Source organism: Brevibacillus nitrificans (genome assembly GCF_003710965.1).
Classification (GTDB): Bacteria; Bacillota; Bacilli; order Brevibacillales; family Brevibacillaceae; genus Brevibacillus; species Brevibacillus centrosporus.
In genome coordinates this window covers 68,634-90,571 of the sequence record NZ_RHHU01000005.1, presented here as the reverse complement: position 1 = coordinate 90,571, position 21,938 = coordinate 68,634, and the positions used below count along the sequence as shown (strand labels likewise).

The 21,938-nt window shown below is 53.4% G+C and carries 19 protein-coding genes and 2 riboswitches; of the genes, 16 read left to right on the top strand and 3 right to left on the bottom strand.

Annotated features, from left to right (window positions below; genetic code table 11):
• Window positions 1-7: 7 nt before the first annotated feature.
• The 3 genes from EDM59_RS10470 to yunB all read left to right on the top strand — a co-directional run bounded on the left by EDM59_RS10470 (window position 8) and on the right by yunB (window position 4,161).
• Window positions 8-1,924, top strand: a complete 1,917-nt coding sequence (locus EDM59_RS10470; protein ID WP_122923789.1) for a copper amine oxidase N-terminal domain-containing protein — start codon at window positions 8-10, stop codon at window positions 1,922-1,924.
• Window positions 1,925-2,205: 281 nt separating this feature from the next.
• A complete protein-coding gene (locus EDM59_RS10465; RefSeq protein WP_246010998.1) occupies window positions 2,206-3,393 on the top strand; it encodes an MFS transporter in 1,188 nt (395 codons plus the stop codon).
• A 57-nt stretch (window positions 3,394-3,450) separates the two neighbouring features.
• Window positions 3,451-4,161 carry a sporulation protein YunB gene (yunB, locus tag EDM59_RS10460; protein ID WP_122923558.1) on the top strand — a complete coding sequence of 237 codons (711 nt, stop codon included), beginning with the start codon at window positions 3,451-3,453 and terminating at the stop codon, window positions 4,159-4,161.
• A 64-nt stretch (window positions 4,162-4,225) separates the two neighbouring features.
• On the opposite strand, the gene catA is transcribed toward yunB, so the two are convergent.
• Window positions 4,226-4,885, bottom strand: coding sequence for a type A chloramphenicol O-acetyltransferase (gene catA, locus EDM59_RS10455; RefSeq protein ID WP_122923557.1), 660 nt, complete (start codon window positions 4,883-4,885; stop codon window positions 4,226-4,228).
• Between the two features lie 151 nt (window positions 4,886-5,036).
• On the opposite strand from catA, the gene EDM59_RS10450 reads away from it, so the two are divergent.
• From EDM59_RS10450 to EDM59_RS10415, 8 genes are all read left to right on the top strand, one after another.
• Window positions 5,037-5,693, top strand: a complete 657-nt coding sequence (locus tag EDM59_RS10450) for an HAD family hydrolase (protein ID WP_246010996.1) — start codon at window positions 5,037-5,039, stop codon at window positions 5,691-5,693.
• Between the two features lie 82 nt (window positions 5,694-5,775).
• A riboswitch (FMN riboswitch) is annotated at window positions 5,776-5,924 on the top strand.
• A gap of 145 nt (window positions 5,925-6,069) precedes the next feature.
• A riboswitch (FMN riboswitch) is annotated at window positions 6,070-6,197 on the top strand.
• A 132-nt stretch (window positions 6,198-6,329) separates the two neighbouring features.
• Window positions 6,330-7,436, top strand: coding sequence for a bifunctional diaminohydroxyphosphoribosylaminopyrimidine deaminase/5-amino-6-(5-phosphoribosylamino)uracil reductase RibD (gene ribD / locus EDM59_RS10445; RefSeq protein ID WP_122923556.1), 1,107 nt, complete (start codon window positions 6,330-6,332; stop codon window positions 7,434-7,436).
• Between the two features lie 19 nt (window positions 7,437-7,455).
• Window positions 7,456-8,112, top strand: a complete 657-nt coding sequence (locus EDM59_RS10440; protein ID WP_122923555.1) for a riboflavin synthase — start codon at window positions 7,456-7,458, stop codon at window positions 8,110-8,112.
• 16 nt (window positions 8,113-8,128) lie between these two features.
• Window positions 8,129-9,328, top strand: coding sequence for a bifunctional 3,4-dihydroxy-2-butanone-4-phosphate synthase/GTP cyclohydrolase II (locus EDM59_RS10435; protein WP_122923554.1), 1,200 nt, complete (start codon window positions 8,129-8,131; stop codon window positions 9,326-9,328).
• A gap of 14 nt (window positions 9,329-9,342) precedes the next feature.
• Entirely contained in the window at window positions 9,343-9,807 is a 465-nt protein-coding gene (gene ribH / locus EDM59_RS10430) for a 6,7-dimethyl-8-ribityllumazine synthase (protein ID WP_122923553.1), read from the top strand.
• Window positions 9,808-10,006: 199 nt separating this feature from the next.
• Entirely contained in the window at window positions 10,007-11,512 is a 1,506-nt protein-coding gene (locus tag EDM59_RS10425; protein ID WP_425455953.1) for a spore germination protein, read from the top strand.
• A gap of 5 nt (window positions 11,513-11,517) precedes the next feature.
• Window positions 11,518-12,606: a GerAB/ArcD/ProY family transporter gene (locus EDM59_RS10420; RefSeq protein ID WP_122923551.1), complete on the top strand. Its 1,089-nt coding sequence runs from the start codon at window positions 11,518-11,520 to the stop codon at window positions 12,604-12,606.
• Window positions 12,603-13,763 (top strand): Ger(x)C family spore germination protein, encoded by a 1,161-nt coding sequence (locus EDM59_RS10415; protein ID WP_122923550.1) that lies wholly within the window; start codon window positions 12,603-12,605, stop codon window positions 13,761-13,763. Before EDM59_RS10420 ends, EDM59_RS10415 begins: the two co-directional genes overlap by 4 nt.
• Window positions 13,764-13,883: 120 nt before the next feature.
• Here the strand turns inward: EDM59_RS10415 and EDM59_RS10410 are convergent, their stop codons facing one another.
• The gene (locus tag EDM59_RS10410; protein WP_122923786.1) at window positions 13,884-14,894 is read right to left on the bottom strand and encodes a M23 family metallopeptidase; all 1,011 of its coding nucleotides are present in this window, start codon (window positions 14,892-14,894) and stop codon (window positions 13,884-13,886) included.
• Window positions 14,895-15,030: 136 nt separating this feature from the next.
• Between EDM59_RS10410 and larC2 the strand changes: the two genes are divergently transcribed.
• Together larC2 and EDM59_RS10400 are read left to right on the top strand one after the other, a co-directional pair.
• Complete coding sequence (larC2, locus tag EDM59_RS31380; RefSeq protein WP_246010995.1) at window positions 15,031-16,017, top strand: nickel pincer cofactor biosynthesis protein LarC2; 987 nt, start codon at window positions 15,031-15,033, stop codon at window positions 16,015-16,017.
• Between the two features lie 95 nt (window positions 16,018-16,112).
• Entirely contained in the window at window positions 16,113-16,664 is a 552-nt protein-coding gene (locus EDM59_RS10400) for a DJ-1/PfpI family protein (RefSeq protein WP_092273468.1), read from the top strand.
• 57 nt (window positions 16,665-16,721) lie between these two features.
• Here the strand turns inward: EDM59_RS10400 and larC are convergent, their stop codons facing one another.
• Window positions 16,722-17,489 (bottom strand): nickel pincer cofactor biosynthesis protein LarC, encoded by a 768-nt coding sequence (larC, locus tag EDM59_RS10395; RefSeq protein WP_122923549.1) that lies wholly within the window; start codon window positions 17,487-17,489, stop codon window positions 16,722-16,724.
• A 137-nt stretch (window positions 17,490-17,626) separates the two neighbouring features.
• Here larC and EDM59_RS10390 point away from each other — a divergent pair, with 137 nt between their 5' ends.
• Genes EDM59_RS10390 through lipA form a run of 3 tightly spaced genes read left to right on the top strand, consistent with a single transcriptional unit; the run spans window position 17,627 to window position 21,911 of the window.
• Window positions 17,627-18,751: a metallophosphoesterase family protein gene (locus EDM59_RS10390; protein ID WP_122923548.1), complete on the top strand. Its 1,125-nt coding sequence runs from the start codon at window positions 17,627-17,629 to the stop codon at window positions 18,749-18,751.
• On the top strand, window positions 18,748-20,952 hold the full coding sequence (locus tag EDM59_RS10385; protein ID WP_122923547.1) for an ATP-binding protein: 2,205 nt from the start codon (window positions 18,748-18,750) through the stop codon (window positions 20,950-20,952). The genes EDM59_RS10390 and EDM59_RS10385 overlap by 4 nt, the downstream gene beginning before the upstream one ends.
• 44 nt (window positions 20,953-20,996) lie before the next feature.
• On the top strand, window positions 20,997-21,911 hold the full coding sequence (gene lipA, locus EDM59_RS10380) for a lipoyl synthase (RefSeq protein ID WP_281274560.1): 915 nt from the start codon (window positions 20,997-20,999) through the stop codon (window positions 21,909-21,911).
• Window positions 21,912-21,938: the final 27 nt, after the last annotated feature.

Sequence of the window (21,938 nt, the reverse complement as noted above, 5' to 3'; positions counted from 1 at the left end):
AAATCGGATGATCCAGAGGAAGTGGCAAGTGCTTTGTGTGACAGCGATCCTATCGGCAGCACTGATGACCAACCAGTCCGTGCTGGCAGCAGAGTCGTCTGCCCAGCGCGTGGAAGTAAAGCTGAAATGGAATACAGCCCAGGCAACAGTAAACGGTCAGGATATGGCGATTGAGCAGCCTTATTTGTCCCAGGATACGACAATGATTCCGTTGAGTCTTTTGACGTCCGCATTCGGGGCAGGCTTGCAATACGACAGTCAGAATCAAATGATCGAGCTTTCGTACAACGGCAAGGTCATCAAGCTTTCCGCAGGCAGCAAGCAGGCCTGGGTCAACAGCTCGCCTGTTACCCTGACAGCGTCTCCCGAGGTGAAAAATGGGAAGACCATGGTGCCGCTGACACTGCTGACGCAGGTTATGGGCCTGCAAGCCATCGTGGATGCAAAGACGAAGGATGTTAGCATCGTCGGGAGCAAGCAAGAGGAGATTGCAGCAGCAGGCGTCTCTCTGGACAGCGATCTTGGCAAGACGATGATCGGTGACAGCTATTACGGCTGGAGCATGAAATATCCAACCGGCTTGGTCAAGGATTCGCAAAGCTTTCAAGGAGACTATGTCAGCTTCTCGGATGCCAAGAGCACATACGAAATGTACATCCATATCGTAGACGAGCAGCCAGAAAATCTATCAGGTACGGGGCTGCTGAGCCGATTGGTGGATTCGTCTGACTACACGGTGTTGTCGAAAGGCTTTGTCAATGATCCCAAACAGCCGTATGCCCGGTTAATTTCCAAAGATTCGGGTGGCTGGGTCTATGAGGAACGTGCCTATCAAAGCGGGGACCGCATTTTCTATGTGACTCTGGTCATCTACGACGAGGCGGACTTCCGCAATCCTGCCAAATACAGCGGCTACAAGGACTTGCTGGACAGCTTTTCTTTGTCTTATCCAAAGGGAAGCCCGACGGTGAAGGATCTATCCACGGTAGAAGGCAACTTCCGCTGGTACACACAAGAGGACATGGGGCTGAAGCTCAAGGTTCCGGCAAATTGGCAGAATTCCTACAACCAGGCATTTACGCAATTTTCCAGTGCAGACGGCAGGCAATGGATAAAGGTCAAGGTCACCTCCAAGGAGGAAGGCTTGACGTTAGAGGATTGGGCAAAAAGGCATGAGCAGATGTATCGGGACCAAATCCATGAAAGCTATTTAAAAGTGGATTCTGCACCAGCAAGCACGATGGTTGCCGGCGTACCCGCCATCGAGCAGAAGTTCAGCTCATCGGATGGCGCTTTCTGGTATGCCGAGCATGACTTCTTTTTCTTCAAAGGCAATTACAAGGTATATGTCGAGATCGCCTATGATCCAGAGGCAAGTGAACAGGAGAAAAAAGAGCTGGTCCAAACGATCAAGCAATCGCTGACAGTCAATCAGAGTGCGATGAATCCGGCAATGGGAGAAATAGCGGATGATGATCTGGTTGACCAGGATCAGATGGCGACGATCAAGTTTGCCGAGCAGAAGTTCTCCATTAGCATTCCGGAGCACTGGAAGGAAATTCGTGGGGAGGGTATCACGAAGACCTACGAGTTCCTCGGAGGAAATGCGATGATTCTCGCTGGATCGGGCAAGGCTGCGACGGTGCGCAAGGAAGTCGAGCAGTCGATCAAAGAAAACTCCTCCAGCTATGCGTATCTCATCAAGGAAAACAAGCCGATCACCGTGGCAGGGGCGAATGGATACAAGTTATATGTAGTAGGAAATAATGACGGAGCGCGTTTTGAGAAAACGATCTATCTTCTGGAAAAAGGAAAAAATATGTATATGATTGCTTTTACGTTTTCAGAATGGGTCAAAACCAAAGCGCTCGAGCAGCGGCTGCAAAAGATCATCGACTCGATCCAGTTTACAGATGGGAAGTAGAAGCATAGGGCATGAAAGCGCGGGGGCTGCCAAGCTCTCCCGCGTTTTTTGCTTTCAGAAGACGATGAGTCGCTGCTATGATAAGCATACGGTACCAGGTGCCGGGCAGGACGATTTGGGGAAGCGCCCCCGTTCGTATGCGAAAAGCTAAAGGAAGTTCGAGTTTGGACTTTGGAAGTCGAGGAGGCATGTGCATGTCAACGGCCATAATCAGTGTACGCACCCGCTAGGGCGGGGGCGTGTGAGCTAAACCGCCTGGAGGGAGCAGGAGGTTTGGACAAATGAATATTTCCATGAAAACGTATTTGTATGTCAATGCGCTATCCTCGCTTGGGTCACGTATGGACCTGATCGCATGCAGTGCGTTGATCTTTACTTTTGATAATGGGGCATTTTGGCTGGCTGCCTTCTTTGTGGCGCGTCAGATTGGAGGGATCCTGTTTAGCCCGCTGGCAGGCGTACTGGCTGACCGAGTGGATCGGAGACGGGCGATGATCATAAGCGACCTCGGAGCAGGCTTGTCGGTCATCCTGATGGTCGTGTTCCCTGTTCCTCTCGTAGTCATCGCCGCCGCCTTTTTGAAAGGCATGCTGTATACCTTGTTTCACATCAGCTTTCAGGCATCTCTGCCGCAGATGTTTGAAAAGGAAGACCTCGTCCGGGTCAATGGATGGACAGTCCGCTTGGAATCGGTGGTAGGAATTGTCGGGTTTGCACTCGGTGGATTCTTGACAGATCACTTAGGTTACGCGTTTGTCATCGCGTGCGATGCAGCGACGTTTCTGTTCTCCGCAGCGATCCTGACCCGGATGCGGTGGGACAGTCGGTCGGGAGCAGAAGAGTCAGCGAAAACAACAAATGCAACGGACGCGACCGGGCATACACAGGAACCAAGAAGCCTGCGCGCCACGCTAGTGTACCTGGCGAAGCAGCCGCTCTTTCTGGTCATCAGTCTGCTTGCTTTATTCGAATCGATCAGCACGGCGTCACATAATTTCGGCCTGCCCGCTCTTGCCAATCAGTTTGCCTCGGGTCATGCAGTCTTGCACGGCTTGATGTGGTCAGCGATGAGCGTGGGAGCTGCCGCAGGTGCGTTTGGGGCAGCCCGCTGGAGAGGGAATTTGCTCCGAGGGCTGCTGGCGAGCTCTTCTCTGCTGTCGCTTGTCATCACGGCGGCCTTTGCAGGGAAGAGTATGTGGCTGGTGCTGGCGCTGCTGGTTTTGGCAGGGCTGTTGGCAGGAGCATCGCAGGTGTACGAGAGCACGCTGCTTCAACAGGCAGATAATCGTATTCGTGGCAGGGTGATGGGCGTCCAGGGTCTTTTGAGCCGGGTAGGGTTTTTTATCGGGTTTATGGGGGCACCGGCTCTGGCATCCTCGCTGGGATTATTGGGTATGGTAATGGCCGCACAGCTGGTGTATCTTGCGGGAGTGGTCGGGCTTGGCTGGTTTTGCTTGCGGAAAGGATAGTCTTTTTTCCTGTCACAGACCATAGGATGTACCAATTGGGAGGTGACGGGCGTGAGGATGTTTCGACCCCGTCGGCGTTGGAAGAACCCGCTTTCCAAAACGAAGGCGTTTTTTATCGCACTGGTCATTTTCTTGGTGATGACGATACAAACGCTGGTCTTCCTGGAAAAACGGCTGGAGCCGACGCTCTTGATTCTGGCATCGCAAAAGACAGAGCAGTTGGCCAAAGAAGCAATAACAGACGCAGTAACCAAGCGGATATCCCAACAAGGCGTCGACTTTAACCAAATTGTCCAGATCGAAAAAGACAACGAGGGACAGATTCAGGCGTATCAATTCAACTTTAAGGAATATGCGCGGATCGTCGGAGAAACGACCTCGCGGATTCAGAACAAGCTCCAGGAGTTTGAAGCGGAGAAGGTAGACCGTTCGATCCCGCTCGGCTTGGCAACTGGCAACAGCTTTCTCGCGAACATGGGTCCAGACCTGCCTGTGACCTTTATGCCGATTGGGTCGGTCAAAACCAAGCTGGAGACAGAGCTGAAGGAAGCGGGCATCAATATGGTGCTGGCCACCGTATACATTTTCGTAGAGGTAGATTTGCGAATCGTCGTTCCATTTGCCACCGACGAGCAAACGGTCACGACGAAAATCCCGATCACCCACTCGCTGATCGTCGGCGATGTGCCGCAGTATTTGTACAACAGCCCAGAAGGAAAGCCGGACGTGCCGAGAGCGCAAACTCCGGATGAGCCGGACCAGCCATAAGGGAGCAGAACAAAAACAGCGACAACCCGGCAGAATCTGTCCGGTGCTGTCGCTGTTTTCTTTTTTACTTTATGGGAATCCACGTGGAGCAATCATCCGCTAATTCCTGCATCTGCTGTACAAGCATGCTAGCATGATACCCGTCACATACGGCGTGATGCATTTGGATGGCAAGCGGCAGCGAGATGCTGTCGGCCTGCCTGAAGTATTTTCCGATCGTAAAGATAGGAGAAAGGTAGGCAGCCTCGTTGTAGATGTTCAGGTTAAAGCCAGTGAAGCTGACCCACGGTATGCAGGAGATGGGAAACGTGTTGGCAGGCTCGTTTGGCTTGGGAGTAAATTTCTTGATCCCGCCGTATTCCTCCAGATCTGCGAGAACGTGCTGGTAGAACTGGGAAAAGTCTTTGTGATAATCTGTCCAGATGCTGCTAAACGATTTGTCCTCTTCGTGGAAAATGGTATAGCTGGGAGACATGCTCTCCCAATACCCTACCTTTCCATCCAAACCATAGCTCATGCGAAACTCGACATGGCGGTTTACGACCGTCGTGAGCATGTGAATGAGCGCTGGGTAAAGCTTGAATCCATTGTGCCTGAGCACGGGAAGCAGCTTTGTGATGTCCAGGTTGGCCGTCATGCTGTAGGTGCATCTGACATGGTTCATGTAGTGCTCGAAATACGGCTTTCTGTCCCAGCTGTTCAGGTCTATTTGTTTGAAATGCATGCGTGAGCCCTCCTAAACCATATCCTCATCACAGTCCTTGTGAGATTTCGAGTAGGAATACTCTACATGAAGTATATCGCATAAGGGTGTTCCAAAAACACATTTCCCGTTACTATGAGAGAAAGCTAGTGAAACGGACGAGGAGGAACCGATGAGCATGACCCACCTATTTGAAAAAGGCATTATTTTTGATATGGATAACACCTTGCTGAAGTCGAACATTAACTTTGCAGAGATGAAGCGGGCAATTTATCAGCTGCTGCTCATGCACGGCTGCTGCGGGCCAGATCTGGACCTGCAGAATCATACGGCTTCGCAGCTGATCGAGATCGGCAGGCAGTCTTCCCTCATGACGCAAGAGCTGGAGGACGAGATGTGGGCAGCAGTCACAGCGGTGGAAAAGGATGGGATGCATGGGGCTGTACTGGAGGAGCAGGCGCGAGAAGTGCTGGATGAGCTCCGTGATCGGTACCAGCTCTACATTCTGACGAACAACGCTTATGCCGCCGCACAAGAAGCGCTGGAGGAAACAGGGATTTCTGATTATTTCACAGAGATTGTGGCCCGGGAGCAGATGACACAGCTAAAGCCATCTCCGTCCGGCGTTCACTATATTTTGCGCCAGCAGCCGCAATGGCCGCTCGAGGCATGGGTGATGATCGGCGATTCCTGGATCGATGGAAAAGCTGCGCAGGATGCGGGGATCCGTTTTTTATCCTACCAGGGAAAGCCGGGTGAAATGGAGCAGCGGGGGGTAAACCCGGTGGCGACGGTCAAAAGCCTGCGAGAGCTGTTAAACCATTTCTAGTTATTCCTAGCGGAAAATACACTTTTTACACAGAAAGGCTTCGGTCTTGTCCGAAAGTGTGTTATACTTGACGCAACTGAATACCAGCCTTCAGGGTAGGGTGCAATTCCCGACCGGCGGTAATGACGAACGCACGTCTGAGCCCGCGACTCGCTGTCTGCTTTTTGGGGCAGCGACTGACTTGGTGCAAATCCAAGGCCGACGGTAAAGTCCGGATGGGAGAAGGTATTTGGAATAGCCTCGCAGCTGTTTTTTCGCAAAAAAACGGTTCCGATGAGGCTTTTTTCTCGATGCCCTGAGACGAAAACTCACGGGCATTTTTATTTGTACAAAAGGAGGGAAGAAGGGTCCTGCAGCACAACCTAATGGAATACGAAGCAATCTTCAGGGTAGGGTGTAATTCCCGACCGGCGGTAAAGCCCGCGACTCGCTGACGTGTATGAAAGCGACTGATCTGGTGAAAATCCAGAGCCGACGGTACAGTCCGGATGGGAGAAGATGCGAAGTGCTCTCCTTCGTTTGTTTTTTGAAAAACGAATGCAGGAAGGCTTCTTTCCCTATGCCCTGAAACGAATGTTTCGAGGGCTTTTTGTTTTGTGAAGAATGGCTGGAATCTACAAAAAAGAGGAGAGAGAAATGGGACAAGACGAACGCTTCATGGCAATGGCGCTGGAGCTGGCGCGATCGGCAAAAGGGCAGACAAGTCCCAATCCCCTGGTCGGAGCGGTCATCGTCCAGAATGGGCAAGTCGTTGGTATGGGCGCTCATCTGAAGGCAGGGGAGCCTCATGCGGAGGTGCATGCCCTGCGAATGGCGGGGGAGAAGGCAAAAGGGGCGACCTTGTATGTGACGCTGGAGCCTTGCAGTCATCACGGAAAAACACCGCCTTGCGCAGAAGCAGTCGTGGCAGCAGGGATATCGCGGGCAGTCGTAGCCGTGCTCGATCCGAACCCGCTGGTTGCGGGAAAAGGAATTCGTCTGCTGCAGGACGCCGGTGTGGAAGTCATCGTTGGGGTTTGCGAGATAGAAGCGACTGTGCTAAATGAAGTCTTTTTTCATTACATCCGAACCAGGCAGCCATTTGTAACCGTCAAGACAGCGAGTACACTGGATGGAAAAATGGCGACGGCGACGGGACACAGCCGTTGGATAACGGGGGAAGCGGCCCGCAGTGAGGTGCATGAGCTGCGCAGAACTCATGACGCTATTTTGGTCGGGGTGGGAACGCTATTGGCGGATGACCCGGAGCTGACGGCACGCGTTGGCGGTGAGAGGTACGGACGGCAGCCTGTGCGCATCATTCTCGACAGTGAGCTGCGTACACCTTTGACGGCACGCGTCGTAGCTGACCATTTGGCACCGACATGGATCTTTACCACGCCAGCGGCACCCGTGGAAAAACGGATGGAGCTCGAGGCGAAAGGAGTAACGGTGATCGTACTGGATGCTCCGCTCCGGGTGACAGATGTCCTAAGAGAGCTGGGAGAGAGGGGGATCACCTCGCTTTTGGTCGAAGGCGGCGCAGAAGTAAATGGCTCGTTTTTGCAAGCGATGGCGATTCAAAAGATCATCAGCTACATTTCCTTGAAGCTGGTGGGAGGCTCGCTTTCCCCTACATCGTACGGAGGGGTAGGCTTTGCGACGATGGATAAAGCCGTTACGCTGACGAACACCTCCATCGAGCAAGTGAGCGAGCAGGATATTCGGATCGTCGGCTACCCTCAGTGGGAGCCGCACGAATAACGCAAAAGGGAGGGAGCCCATGTTTACGGGATTGGTAGAAGAAGTGGGCGTGCTGGAAGCTATGACTGGCAGCGCCGAGGCGAGCCAGCTCGTCATTTCTGCAGAGCGCGTGCTCGAAGGCGTACAAATAGGGGACAGCATCGCCGTCAACGGTATTTGTCTCACCGTCACCTCCTATACGGCTCGTCATTTCACCGTGGATGTCATGCCTGAGACGTTGAACAAGACGAGCCTGCGCAAGCTGAGACAGGGACATCGAGTCAATCTGGAGAGAGCGATGCGGCTGGGAGATCGCTTTGGCGGACACATTGTTTCGGGGCACGTCGATGGGACGGGAACGATTCTGTCTCGCCAGCCTCATGCCAATGCTGTTTTGTTTCGGATTGAAGCGGGTCCGAGCCTTTTAAAATACATCATTCCGCGTGGTTCCATCTGTGTCGATGGCATCAGCCTGACGGTGGTAGCTGTGGAAGAGAACAGCTTTTCCGTCTCGATCATTCCCCACACGCTGGCAGAGACGAGCCTGCAGGATCGCCGCGCAGGAGATCAGGTAAATCTGGAGACAGATGTCATCGGCAAGTACGTAGAACGCCTCTTGGGAGGACACGTGCAGCAGGACAAAAAGGAGCCATCGCGTCTGAGTCTGGCCTTTTTGCAGGAAAATGGATTTGCCTAAACGAGGAGGGAAAACGATGTTTGACACGATAGAAGCAGCACTCAAAGACTTGCGCCAAGGCAAAGCCGTGATTGTGGTTGACGACGAGGACCGTGAAAACGAGGGCGATTTTGTCTGCCTGGCAGAGAAAGCGACACCGGAAATGATCAACTTCATGGTTACGCACGGACGTGGTCTGGTCTGCGTCCCGGTGACCGAGGAGCGGGCCGCCCAACTGGACCTAAAGCCGATGGTCGAGTCCAATACCGACAAGCAGGGTACCGCATTTACGGTGTCCATCGATGAACGAAGCACCCATACAGGCATTTCGGCACATGAGCGTTCGCAGACAGTGCTGGCCATGCTGGAGGAGCACCGGACAGCGGAGGATTTCCGACGCCCTGGACATATTTTTCCGTTGATCGCCAAGCCGGGCGGTGTGCTGCGCAGAGCGGGACACACCGAAGCGGCTGTAGATCTGGCGCATTTGGCTGGAGCGGCACCAGCAGGTGTGATCTGCGAAATCATGAACGAAGATGGGTCCATGGCGCGTCTGCCTCAGCTGGAGGAGATTGCACGTCGTTTCGACCTCAAGCTGATTACGATTGCCGAGCTGATTCGCTACCGGATGGGCAAGGAAAAACGGGTGAAGAAAGAGATCGAGGTCAAGCTGCCTACTGCCTATGGCGATTTCCGCATCGCGGCCTATACGAATGAGCTGGATGGAAAGGAACACGTAGCACTGATCAAGGGTGAGATCGACCCAAATGAGGTGACGCTGGTTCGCGTTCATTCGGAATGCCTGACGGGGGATGTGTTTGGCTCACAGCGCTGCGATTGCGGACCACAGCTGCATGCGGCACTCGAACAGATCGAAGCGGAAGGCCGTGGCGTGCTTTTGTACATGCGCCAGGAGGGACGCGGAATCGGTCTGATCAACAAGCTGCGAGCGTACAAGCTGCAGGAGGAAGGCCTGGATACTGTGGAAGCCAATGAAAAGCTCGGCTTTGCCGCCGATCTGCGCGATTACGGGATCGGAGCGCAAATTTTGCGCGATCTGGGCGTGCATCGCATGCGCCTGTTGACGAATAATCCGCGGAAAATTCGCGGTCTGGATGGCTACGGCCTGCAGGTGGAGGAACGGGTTCCGATCCAGATGCCAGAGCATCCGCACAATCAGAAGTACCTTGCTACCAAACAAGAGAAGCTGGGCCACCTGCTTCAACTACATCGATAGGGAGTGGAAGAGACATGAAAACATTTGAAGGACATCTAGTAGGAACCGGATTGCGCGTAGGGGTAGTAGCTGGACGCTTTAACGAATTGATCGTCAGCAAGCTCGTGGGTGGAGCCTTGGACGCATTGAAGCGCCACGGAGTTGCGGAAGACAGCGTGGATGTCGCTTGGGTACCTGGAGCGTTTGAAATCCCGCTCATCGCTAAAAAAATGGCAGAGTCTGGACGCTATGATGCGGTAATCACGCTGGGTGCTGTGATCCGCGGAGCAACGCCGCACTTTGACTACGTGTGCAACGAGACCGCCAAAGGGGTGGCTTCCCTCTCGCTTTCTACAGGCATTCCGGTTATCTTCGGCATCCTCACGGTAGATTCGATCGAGCAGGCGATCGAACGCGCTGGAACAAAAGCAGGCAACAAAGGCTGGGAGGCTGCAGCAGCGGCAATCGAGATGGCGAATCTGGGCAAGCAGTTTGCCTAAACACTAGTTGGGACAGAGACGGGGGCGCCATGCGCGCCTCTTTTTTTTGTGCAGGAAGAATGGAGCAGATTCTTATCCAGCATAAGAGCAACCAAGGCTCCACGAGAAGGCTTGGCAGAGCCAAGTTTTCTAACAGGATAAAATCGCCAGGAGAGGGTACAGTAAGAAGGATTTTCCTGTAAAGGCTGGGGATCCCATGGTGAAGCCAACAGATTGGTGGAGGAAACACGCAGACAAGGTGCTCTCTTCACACGATGGAGACCGCCTTTCCCATAGTGATCATGGCGGCAGGATCACTCCCGCTATGATTAAAGAGCGTCTGGAGCAGGTAGATGATCTCAGCAGCTTTTCCTTGACGATAAATGGCGAGCATGTTCACGCTTTTTTCCTGGACACGATGGTAGATACGGCTGAGCTGTACGAAACGATTTTTTTGCCCCTTCAAAGAGCGGACGGCAGAAATCCACTCGATGTCCTCCCTTTCGCGCAGCCACATGAATCCGATGACGTTTCTGCCCTGTTGAACAATTTGCTTCGGGGGCATACGGTTCTGTTCTTTCAGGACCGCCCGCTTATCCTGCAAATCAATACCTTCCACGTCGAGCACCGATCTATCTCCAAGTCCGAAAATGAATCTACGGTGCTTGGTCCGCAAGATTCGTTTGTGGAAATGCTGGAAATCAATATTTCCTTGCTGCGGCGCAGGATCGCCTCTCCGAAGCTGAAGGTCGTAGCGTACACGAAAGGAACGGAGACACATAATAGGATCGCTGTGATTTATATGGAGGACATCGCCAATGCGGAAAATGTGGAGCGGGTGAAGAGGCGCATCGACAATGTGGAGTACCAAGGCTTTGTCGGTATGCCCGTCTTGAAGCAGATGCTGGAGGACAAGCCGTATTCGCCGTTTCCGCAGTTTGGGTTGTCGAATCGGCCGGACAATGCGACAGCAGCTTTATTAGACGGACGCATTCTTATTCTCCTGAACGGGAGCCCGGACGCAGCGATCTGTCCCACTTCCTTTTTGGAGATGTTCAGCAGCCCGGAAGACTTTTACAACCGCTGGTCTACCGCCAGCTTACTGCGAATCATTCGTTTTTTTGGTTTGTTCATCACGATTTTGCTCACCTCGAGCTACGTATCTGTCCTGACCTACCACCCCGAAATGCTGCCGCCCGCCCTGCTCACGATCCTTTCTGAGTCCCGAAGCCGGGTGCCGTTTCCTCCGGTAGTCGAGGTCATGATCATTGAATTGATTATCGAAATCCTGCGTGAAGCCGGAATCCGAATGCCGACGAAAATCGGACAGACCATCGGTATCGTAGGCGGTATCGTGATCGGGACAGCGTCGGTTCAGGCAGGCCTTGCCAGCAATATTTTGATCGTGCTTGTCTCCGTCTCTGCCCTGCTCTCCTTCGTTCCGCCCAACTTCCTCATGAGCAACGCGATTCGGCTCGTGCGATACGCTTTTATCCTCATTGCAGGTGTGCTCGGCATGTACGGCCAAATGCTGATGCTTGCGTTTCTGTTTGCTCATTTGCTGGAGCTGACTTCACTCGGGACGCCTTACATGACGGCAGGAGTACCGCGAAAATGGACGGACCTGATGAACGGTCTTGTCCGGATGCCGATGAAATACATCGTTTATCGAAACAGCTTGTCCCGTCCGAAGCGCAAGAAGGTGAGGCCGATTAGCGAGGAGTAGGTTAGATGGATAAAGGACAGATTCATAACCTAGGCCCGTACCATGTGATTGGCCTGGTCTTGAATACGTGCATTGGGGTCAACTTGCTTTCCCTGACCAATTCAGTCAGCAAAATGGGCTACAACCAATGGTGGATGCCTCTCGTTTTGGGGATCATCGTCTCTCTGACGCTATTTCCGATGGTGGCCCTGTGCAAGCGATACCCGGACGATACACTTTATCGCATCAACCAAAAGCTATTGGGCAAGTGGCTGGGAGGCTGCGTCAATATTTTGGTGATCATCTATGCCATCCTGAATGTGACGGCGATTCATTCCGGCTATATCCGGCTGATCCAGACGTCGATGCTGACCGGGCAGACGGTAACTTTGCCGTTGCTCGGGCTGACTCTGGTGATGCTCTACATCACAAACGGAGGGATCAAGCTGGTAGCTCGCTTCTGCATGCTTACCTTCTTTTTTACCGCCTGGACCATTTACTACCTGCAATGGGGGTTCCAAAAGGGTGGATACATGCACATCTTCCCTTTGTTCAACACAAATCTTCCCGACTTTCTCGATGCGCTGGTGCGTTCCTTCCCCAGCATGTTTGGCTATGAGCTCTTGCTCTTCTACTACCCGCATGTAGCAAACAAGCAGAAGGTTTTGCGCCATGCGCTCATTGGCGTATGGCTCGTCGTTCTCATTTATACGTTGATTCTGTTTACCAGCGTGGCGTACTTCTCGACTTGGGAAATGGAGCATTTAATCTATCCGATTTTGAATCTTTTTAAGGCAGTGGAGCTATCCTTCTTGGAGCGGATCGAAAATTTGGGGATCGGTCTGTGGGTTTTTCTCATTCTAAGCACGAGTACGGCCTACTTATGGGCAGCGCGAAAAGGGTTTGAGGATTTTGCCGGATACAAGAAGGCATGGCATCTGTTGCTGCCCGCGATCCTGTCCTACTTCATTATCCGCGGTCCGCTCACGATGGAAACCCAGAAATTTCTGTACGACAAAATCACCCTGTACATGGGAGTCGTGGTCATTTTATGGCCGCTCCTCTTGCTGGCGATCCATTCGCTCCGCGGCCAAAATGGAGGGAAGGAGGCATGAGGAGACGTTTCCTTTTCTTGATGCTGATTTTGGCGGCAGCGATCGCTCTTTTTGGATGTGCACCGCAGTTTGAGCGTCCTTCTCTGGAGGATATGGCCATGATCGGGGTCATCGGCTTTGATTTTACGGGCAATACGGAAGAGGTCAAGGTGAGTGTCTCGATTCCGATACCGTCCAGTAAGGAAAGGGAAGTGACGCAAAGCTACACGGCTGTATCCGAGGTGGCGAGCGAAGCGTTGGTGGGCTTGTCCACGATGGCAGAGCGGTCCATGTCTTTGTCACAGCTGCGGGTAATATTGATCAGTGAGGAATATGCCCGAAAAGTTGGCATTAGCAAAGTCATTCTGGATTTGTACCGGAATCCTATTGTGGGGGAAAACGTTTTTGTAGCGATTGTCAAAGGACGGGCAGAGGACGTCATTAAGGCAAACTACCAGCACAAGCCCGAGCTGAATACGTATTTGAACTATTTGCTGCGGCCCCGCGTCGAAACGGCTTTTTCCTCGTTCACCACGATCAAGGACTTCGTCTTTATGCTGACCTGTGACTGCGGGGATCCAAACATGCCTTATTTGATGAAGAAAGCGGATGATGTGATTGTTTCAAAAGTAGCCCTCTTTCACAGGGACAAAATGATCGGCTTTCTTTCGCAGCGGGAAGGCAAGCTCGTGCAGGCGATGCTAGGGAAGAGAAGGCTTCCGAGAATGAGCTTTCACTTTCCGACCAGGACAGGCTCGAGTACGCATTCGGTCAATCGGATCGAGTCCACTGCAGAACAAAAAAGCGAGCAAGTCATATTGGATTTTGTCTGGGCAAAGGGCAGGGTGAAAAGCAACGGGAGTCAGACGAACCCGATGGTCCACATCAAGCTGGAGATGCGGGCAACGATTGTGGGTTATACGGGAAATGATTCCTTGGACAATAAGGCTCAGTTTGAGGCGTTGAGAAGGGAAATTGAAGGGCAGATCAAGAAGGAAACAGTCGCGATGCTGCTTCGGTTTCAAAAGGCAGGCGTCGATCCGGCTCAGCTGGAGGAGAGCTTTCGCCAAAAATACCGTGGAAAGTGGGATCGTACGGTTGGTTTGAGACTCTACGAGAAGACCGGATTTGACGTCGATGTGAGCATGGAGATTATCGCGTTCGGAACGATGAATTGAGCTTGTGGCAGGCGAAAACAGCACTATCTGGCGAAGGAGCGGCGCGAAGGGGCTTTTTGTCCAATAAAAAGAAGCGGTCGAAAACCGCTTCATACATGCCTTGTTCCGCAGCTTTTTCGTTTATCGCTTCCTGCTTTGGCGTTCCCAGCGCCGCAGGTAAGGGTACGGATCAAATGCCCAATCCGGTCCTCCTGTCTCGCGGTACATGCCATAGTGCAGATGAGGGGGAAACTTGCCGGCAGTCCCCGGCTTCCCGTAGCCAGAGCTTCCGACGTAGCCCAGCACCTGTCCAGGCTCTACGATGTCTCCAGGCTTCAGTCCCTTTTTAAAGGAAGAGAGGTGAGCGAAATAGTGGTAGACGTTACCCATGTCGCGCATGCCAATCCGCCATCCGCCATAACGGTTCCAGCCGATCACCTCGATGACGCCGTAAGCCGTGCTCAGTACGGGAGTTCCGTAGGAGGCAAAAATATCCGTGCCTTCATGAATTCGTCGGCCGCCCCATCCACGTGCGTCGCCCCAGGTGTCGCGATAGCTGTAGGAATAGCGTGGAGGAATCGGAAAACGCCGATCGTCCAGATGAAGATGCTGGTACTTCGCATAGACCTGGGCAAATTGCTTGATTGTTTTCACGGAGCGGTCTCGCTGGTAGTAGTTCCAGAGGGCGATCGGCCAGTCTTCGGCAGAGATGCCATACCCCGACAAGTAGTGAACGACGGAAGTCAGCACGTCCAGATCGTTGCTGCGATCTGCGATTCCATCTCCATCGCCGTCCATTCCCAAACCGCTAAAGTAGCGGATGGAGATGGGGTTGGTGTCCTCCAGATCCGGATTCCACAGCCCGCACCAGCGTTCAGAGGGAATATCAAAAGCAGTCATGCGTGTGGAAGGCTCTTCGTTCTTCTGCTTCTTTTTCCGTATCTGCATCGCCCGCTCGTATTGATCCATGGCAGCCAAATAAGTCCAGGGAACGCCGTATAACGTTTCCATCCGCTGAAATAGCTGCAGACGCTCCTTTAAAATCGGCTCGTCATTAGAGGCGGATGGAGCTGCGCCAGCGACTGATTCCAGTGGGAGAATAATAGCTGCCATGCACAAGCTGATCTGAATGATTAGGCGGAAAACTCTCATCATGCCGTCTCCCTCCAGCCCAGGTAGTCTCCGTTGTAGTTTTTGCCTGTAGAGATGGTTTATCCAAGATACTTTCTGGAAGATTTGCGGTATGATGCTAGAAAAGGCCAAGCTGCGAAAATCAGGAGGCAAAAACATGAAGCTTGTCATTCGGGCCGACGCGCCGCTGATGCTGCAGGGGCTGATCGAGCCTCTGAAGCGTCTCGGGTTATGGTCGGACCAAAAGCACCCAGAAGGCATAGCTGTCGGGAAAAGGCTGCAGGAACAGGCGCAAAAGCGGAGAGCCGAATGCCCGGATGCAGTGTGGGATGAGGCGCAGTGGGCTGCAGAGGAAGCTGCCCTTCTAAAGATCGTGGCACATGGTCCGTCCGATCGGCATATGGCCAGCTGGTTTCTCCAACGGCTGCTGGTGCCTGCGGACACGCCGCTTTCTGTTCTGGAGCTGTTGACGGGCTGGGTGATCCGGGAAAAAGAGCAGTGGCGCAGCGAGTCGATATCCTTGCACGCTATTCTGTGGCTCAAGGAAATAGGAGCAAAGCCAATGCCCCAGCTGCATGGAACGCTGCTGCGCATAGAGCGCGGGGATGATTTGGCGGTGCTGGTGATGGACGAAGAGACTGCTGGGGAAAAGGAAATCCCCACTCTTTGGGAGCAGCGAGATCACTCGGTGGAGCATGTGGATGAAGGCATGCTGATCATGCAAGTCAATCTGGATGACAGCAGTCCGGAATGGTTGGCTTACGTGCTGGAGCAGTGCATGCGAGCTGGCGCAAATGACGTGCATTTTTTACCGGTGACGATGAAAAAAAGCCGGCCGGGAACCTTGCTGCAGGTGATGTGCTACCAGAGTGCAGCAGAGGCTATAAAGACGATCCTTTTTTCAGAAACGACGACCTTTGGGATTCGCACGTTTCCCGTTGCCTGTCACCGTTTGGCACGCCGTTTTGCCACGGCCCAGACGCAGTGGGGGGAAGTGCAGGTCAAGCTTGGCTATCATCGCGGAAAACGGGTCCAGGTAGCGCCGGAGTACGCGGTATGCGCCCAGCTCGCCGAAGCCGCCCAGGTGCCTCTCAAGCAGGTGTACCAGGAAGCGATCAGGCTTGCTGTCGAAAAAGTGTTGTGAATTTCCTGTAAAGGAGCAGGAGCGAGCGGACCGTCTAAAGAATTGAAAGTGGAGGGATTTTTTTCCTTTATTTTGATTCTCAAGGAGGCTGTGAGATGAGCAAAAAAGTGTTGATTGTCACAGGAGATGCAGTAGAGGCGTTGGAGGTTTTTTATCCGTATTACCGTTGTCTGGAAGAAGGCTTTGAAACCGTCATTGCTGCTCCTAACGTAAAAACGCTGCATACGGTCCTGCACGATTTTGAAGCTCACAGCGAGACCTATACGGAAAAGCCGGCGTACCAGCTAGCGGCCCATGCTTCTTTTGCCGAGATCAACCCGGAAGCTTTCGATGCCTTGATCATCCCGGGGGGACGCGCGCCTGAGCATATTCGCCTCAACGAGCATCTGAAGCCGATTGTGGCGCACTTCTTTGAAGCCAACAAGCCGGTTGCCGCTATCTGCCACGGCGCTCAGGTCCTGACGATTGTTCGCGAGTACATCGCGGGCAAAGAAATGACAGCTTATCAGGCGTGCAGACCGGATGTAGAAGCATGCGGAGCCATTTATCAAACCGAGACGCTGCACGTGGACGGCAACCTGGTTTCTGGACATGCGTGGCCGGATTTGCCTGGCTTCATGCGCGAGTTTTTGAAGCTGCTTCGTTAATCGGAAAAGGAAGAACCTCCCGAGCGATTGTCTTCGGGAGGTTTTTGTTTTGAGCCGCTACAAATGTCCGACGAGGAGACGCAGGACGTTGGGCTGGTCAGGGAGATCGCGGGTGCCTGCGCCGTACCCGATGGATTCAACTGTCATGGACGGAAGATCGCCAAACTCGTGCACAAGGGCAGCGGCAACACCTGCGCCGGTAGGAGTCGTCAGCTCTTTTTGGATGGCGGTGCTGCGCAAGGGAATGCCGACGAGCATCTCCATGGTGGCAGGGGCTGGTACAGGATAAAGCCCGTGATCGCAGCGGACATAGCCATTTCCTGTCGGTACATGCCCCGAGTAAATCAGATCAATGCCGAGCTCCTCCAAGCCGAGAGCGATTCCCACTACGTCCACGATCGAGTCCAGTGCGCCAACCTCGTGAAAATGAACCGTTTCTACGGGGACACTATGAATTTTGGCCTCCGCCACGGCGATTTTTTCAAAGATAGCCAGTGCGCGTGCTGTCACGCGGGGAGCCAGATCGGCGGCCTCGATCATTTCCACGATCTCTTTGTAGCCGCGGTGATGATGGTGGTCGTGCTGACCTAAGACCTTTAAGGTTTTCAACGGCTGAACGGCAGGGACATTTTCATCGATGACATCCAGCTTGAGCGCACTCACGCCCGTTTTCACTACCTTTTTCCACTCGAGTCGAAAGTCTCCGAGAGAAAGCTTCCGCAGCTCACCTTCGATTCGGTCGCGATCCGCTCCGGCATCGACCAGTGCGGCGAGGAGCATGTCCCCGCTAATTCCCGAGAAGCAGTCCAAATACGCGATACGCAACAACAATCACTCCTTTTCAAGCATCCGTTTCATCTTGTATCATAAAGGGAAAGTATGTTCGTCTTGCATCTATCTTTCGACCAAATTGTATCATTGGATGCCAAGGATTTCCATGAAAGGAGTGAAGGAGGGCGCCTATGCTGTCTTTTATACATACAGCGGACGTCCATTTGGATGCACCGCTTCACACGTTAACCGATTTGTTTGAGCAAAGACAGGACGATTTTCGCAAGACGATGCGGGGGATTCGCGACCTCGTGCTGGACAGACAGGTGGACTTCTGGCTGATTGCGGGGGATTTGTTGGAATACCACGGTGGACGCAGGTCGACAGCGCTGTTTTTACGCGATTTGTTCGCCAGTATTTCCCCGGTTCCCGTGTGCATTGCCCCAGGAAATCACGATCCGTGGCGGGCAGACTCGTTTTACCAGACGCTGGAGTGGCCGGGGAATGTGCATTGGTTTACGCCGGAGTGGGGCGCGTATGAATTTCCGGAAAAGTCCTGTGTCGTATACGGATGGGGCTTTCCTCAACCTCACTTTTTCGAGTCGCCGCTCGCGACTTTTCCAGGAAAGCTGGGCGGCTATCAGCACCACCTGATGGTTCTGCACGCAAGCATTTTAAGCAAGGAAACAGAGGAGCATCATCCCTACGCTCCCGTCGTGTTGCAGGAGCTGGCGGATACCGGTATGGACTATGCAGCACTTGGTCATATCCACAAGGCTGCGCAGTTTTTGCATCCGACGAAAAAGTCTGTCTTTGCCGCCTATCCGGGCTCCCCGGAAGCGCTGAATACCAAGGAGCAGGGGGAACGCTGCGTTCTGTACGGGCAGATCGATGCTACTGGGAAAGTCGTACTCGAGTCGGTTCCTGTGGGGCAGCGCCAAATGCGGCGACGGGAAATCAGCCTCGAAGGTACAGAAACGATGGAGCAGCTGATCGAACTTCTGGAGCAGAAGCTTGCTTCTGAGCGATCCGAGGATATGCTGTACGTGACACTGACAGGGGAGCGCGCCGCTCACTTCGTCCCTTCTACAGCGGTCCTCTCGCAGAGGTTCTCCCGTTTTTTCCAAATCGATGTCACCGATCAAACGTGGCCGGATGTCGATGCGGACAAGCTGATGGCGGAGGCAGGCATCTGGGGAAAATGGTTAGCCAAGCTGGCCCTTCGCGAGCAGCAGGCAACGGATGAGGAAGAGAGGGAGATCATCCGTCTGGCGCGCCGAGAGGCCCTGACGCGGATCGGAGGGAGCATGCGATGAGGATCGAGGAAATTCAGCTGAAAGGCTTCGGCAAATGGCAGGACGAGGTTTTTCGCTTTGCGCCTGGCATCAATGTTTTCGCTGCACCCAATGAAGCAGGCAAATCCACCCTTTTGCAAGGCATCTTTGCTGCTTTGTACGGACTGAAGCGCGACTATGTAAAAAGTGCACGGTATTTGCCGGAGTACGAAAAATATTTGCCGTGGCATCAGGGCGAGTACGAGACAATCATTACGTATGAGCTGGCAGGTAAGTCCTATCGCCTTCATCGCATTTTGCGCAAGGAACGGGAGCAGGCGCGCATTTTTCTCGATCCGGAATGGACGGAACTGACGGATATTTACATGGAGGATCGGCGCCGTGAGCGTGATTTCGTGGAAAAGCACACAGGACTGACGCGCAGCCTTTTCACCGATATTACGTGGATCAGGCGGGAGCCTTTGACTGCGTCTGAACATCTGGTGCCTGCGTTGTCGAGCAGCGAAGAGTCCAATCCAGAGGTGCACCTCATGCTGGCAGGGCTAGAGCGAGATTTGAGTGCGATCGGAAAAAAGGAGCGTGCTGAAAATACGCTGCTTGGGAAAGCCGGGGCGCTCGTAGCCCAAAAGGAAGCGGAGCTGGCTCATGCGGAGTCTGCATGGGGGATTATTCGACAATTGACCCATCAGATTGCTGAATGGGAAGCGGAGAGGATGGAGCTCGAGCAGCAGCGCACCCGAGTCTTGCAGCGGCAGCAGCGTATAAAAACGCAGGAAGAGGCATGGAATGAGAGGTGGCAGAAAAGCTACTCCACACCTGTATCGGCTAGTGACTGGCAATGGTGGGAGCGCACAGGTGCTTCTCAGGAAGAAAGGCAGATTCATGAGGAGGCGCAGGCAGCTTTGGCTGGTTTGAGCCACTTGCAAGTGAGCGAGTTCACAGAGGTCACGGAGATGGACCAGACATTGGATCAGGGACGGCTGCTGGCTGATTACGAAAAAGGGATCAGTCTGCGCAAGCGCTGGGAAGAGGGGAATTTACAGCTGGCGAGGCTGGCTGCTACTACCATTACAGCGGGCTCCCGGCGTCAAGCCAGAGGCGACCTTCCATCGAAAGCTGCTCGACAGTCAGCTTGGCTATGGGGAGGAAGCGGTCTGCTTGCCGTTTTAGGCATAGCTGCGGCGGCAGCGGATCAAACGGGACTTTGCATCGCGCTCTTCCTCCTGATGGCAGCAGTGGCAGGGGTGGCATGGAGGAAGGGCCGCTCGAGGGGAATCGAACAGAAACAAAGCCAGGAGATCTTTGCACAGGCAGAGGAGCTGCAAAGCTTGCAGGAGGAGCTAGGAAGGCTGGAAAATGAGCTTCGCGAGCTGGTTCTTGCCTGGGATGCTCCGGATTGGGAATCCTTTGCGGCAAAAAGAGAGGAGCTTTTGATCAGGCAAAGATCGTTCGAGTCCAATCAGTTGAAAGCTCAGCTATCGCGCAAGGATGCAGAAGCGCAAATTGTGAATCGCTGGGGAGAACAATTGCGAGCGCTTCTCGAGCAGGAGCAGCGTGTGCGATTACGGGAACGCGAGCATTTTCGCGCAGAGGAACAGCGGATCGAGGAGCGCATGCAGCATGTGCGAGAGCAGATGGCGCGGGCAAATGGAGAAATGGCAGCTCATGACACCGTGCCTGTTGCGAAAGCGAGAGGGGAATACGAGGAAGCCGTAGCGGGATTGCGGCAGCTGCAGCGAAAGCGCGAGGCTCTGCAGACAGCGCGCGATGCTTTGCAAGAGGCGCTGGCAGAATGGAATCGAGATATCTCGCCTGGCATCAACCAGCAGGCGTCAAATGTGCTGACTCAAATTACAGGTGGCGCGTATCGAGATGTCCGAATGGATCCTCACGAAGGCTTTGCCATCCGAGTGCTGGAGCCATCCCGGCAGATGGTGCTTGAGCAGGAGCAATGCTCGACAGGCACACAGGATCAGCTCTACCTCGCCCAAAGATTATCGCTGGCCCATCAGGTGAGTCAACAGACGGAGCCGCTGCCCCTCTTTTTTGACGATCACTTCGTTCATTACGATGACGAGAGACTGCGCAAGGCTTTGGCGTATATTCACGAGCTGTCTGCCGAGCGCCAGATCTTCCTGTTTACGTGTCAAGAAAGGGAGCTGCACATTTTGGAGCCGCTGCTACGATTTTCTGATCGACATTTCGTGCATACTCTCGAATAGGAAAATAGGTTGCAATCCCTGAAAACCTAGTTCTATAATGAAGGTTGACCAAGTCACAGAGGAGTGAGCCTATGACGCAACGAAAACCGGATTGGCTCAAGATTAACCTAGTATCTGGATCCGAACTAGCCAGTTTTAAGGAACTCAAGCAAACGATGCGCAGCAAGACGCTGCACACGGTTTGTGAAGAAGCGAAATGCCCCAACATTCATGAGTGCTGGGCAAGTGGAACAGCTACTTTCATGATTTTGGGTGATATATGCACCCGAGCCTGTCGTTTCTGTGCCGTAAAAACGGGACTGCCGACCGAGCTGGATCTGGCTGAGCCAGAACGCGTGGCGGAAGCAGCTGAGCAAATGCGGCTGCGACACGTCGTCGTCACCTCGGTTGCACGTGACGATTTGGCGGATGGAGGCGCGCAGATATTTGCAGAGACGATCAAAGCGATTCGTCGTCGGCTGCCTTTTGCTTCGGTAGAAGTCTTGATCCCTGACTTTATGGGCAACTGGGACGCATTGAAAGTCGTCATGGATGCTCGCCCGGATGTATTGAACCACAATATCGAATCCGTTCGCCGCTTGTCTGACCGGGTTCGTGCCCGTGCCAAATACGACCGGACACTGGCTTTGCTGAAAAAGGCTAAGGAACTGCAGCCAACCATTCCGACGAAGTCCAGCCTGATGATCGGGGTGGGTGAGACCATCGAGGAAGTTTTGGAAACGATGGATGATTTGCGCGCGGTCGACGTGAACATCATGACGATCGGCCAATATCTGCAGCCGACCAAAAAGCATCTGGCTGTACAAAATTATTACCATCCAGACGAGTTCGCTCGCCTGAAAGAAGAGGGAATGGTGCGTGGCTTTAGCCATGTGGAGTCCGGACCATTGGTTCGCAGCTCGTACCATGCTCACGAACAAGCGAACTCAGCGAAAGAAACCATCGCTCAGGCACTATAACGAAACGATTGAAAACACCCTCCTGCG

Excerpts from the sequence above, each read along its gene's own strand:
- EDM59_RS10470 (WP_122923789.1), top strand. The coding sequence starts at position 8 with ATGATCCAGAGGAAGTGGCAAGTGCTTTGTGTGACAGCGATCCTATCG.
- EDM59_RS10465 (WP_246010998.1), top strand. The coding sequence starts at position 2,206 with ATGAATATTTCCATGAAAACGTATTTGTATGTCAATGCGCTATCCTCG.
- yunB (WP_122923558.1), top strand. The coding sequence starts at position 3,451 with ATGTTTCGACCCCGTCGGCGTTGGAAGAACCCGCTTTCCAAAACGAAG.
- catA (WP_122923557.1), bottom strand. The coding sequence starts at position 4,885 with ATGCATTTCAAACAAATAGACCTGAACAGCTGGGACAGAAAGCCGTAT.
- EDM59_RS10450 (WP_246010996.1), top strand. The coding sequence starts at position 5,037 with ATGAGCATGACCCACCTATTTGAAAAAGGCATTATTTTTGATATGGAT.
- ribD (WP_122923556.1), top strand. The coding sequence starts at position 6,330 with ATGGGACAAGACGAACGCTTCATGGCAATGGCGCTGGAGCTGGCGCGA.
- EDM59_RS10440 (WP_122923555.1), top strand. The coding sequence starts at position 7,456 with ATGTTTACGGGATTGGTAGAAGAAGTGGGCGTGCTGGAAGCTATGACT.
- EDM59_RS10435 (WP_122923554.1), top strand. The coding sequence starts at position 8,129 with ATGTTTGACACGATAGAAGCAGCACTCAAAGACTTGCGCCAAGGCAAA.
- ribH (WP_122923553.1), top strand. The coding sequence starts at position 9,343 with ATGAAAACATTTGAAGGACATCTAGTAGGAACCGGATTGCGCGTAGGG.
- EDM59_RS10420 (WP_122923551.1), top strand. The coding sequence starts at position 11,518 with ATGGATAAAGGACAGATTCATAACCTAGGCCCGTACCATGTGATTGGC.
- EDM59_RS10415 (WP_122923550.1), top strand. The coding sequence starts at position 12,603 with ATGAGGAGACGTTTCCTTTTCTTGATGCTGATTTTGGCGGCAGCGATC.
- EDM59_RS10410 (WP_122923786.1), bottom strand. The coding sequence starts at position 14,894 with ATGAGAGTTTTCCGCCTAATCATTCAGATCAGCTTGTGCATGGCAGCT.
- larC2 (WP_246010995.1), top strand. The coding sequence starts at position 15,031 with ATGAAGCTTGTCATTCGGGCCGACGCGCCGCTGATGCTGCAGGGGCTG.
- EDM59_RS10400 (WP_092273468.1), top strand. The coding sequence starts at position 16,113 with ATGAGCAAAAAAGTGTTGATTGTCACAGGAGATGCAGTAGAGGCGTTG.
- EDM59_RS10390 (WP_122923548.1), top strand. The coding sequence starts at position 17,627 with ATGCTGTCTTTTATACATACAGCGGACGTCCATTTGGATGCACCGCTT.
- EDM59_RS10385 (WP_122923547.1), top strand. The coding sequence starts at position 18,748 with ATGAGGATCGAGGAAATTCAGCTGAAAGGCTTCGGCAAATGGCAGGAC.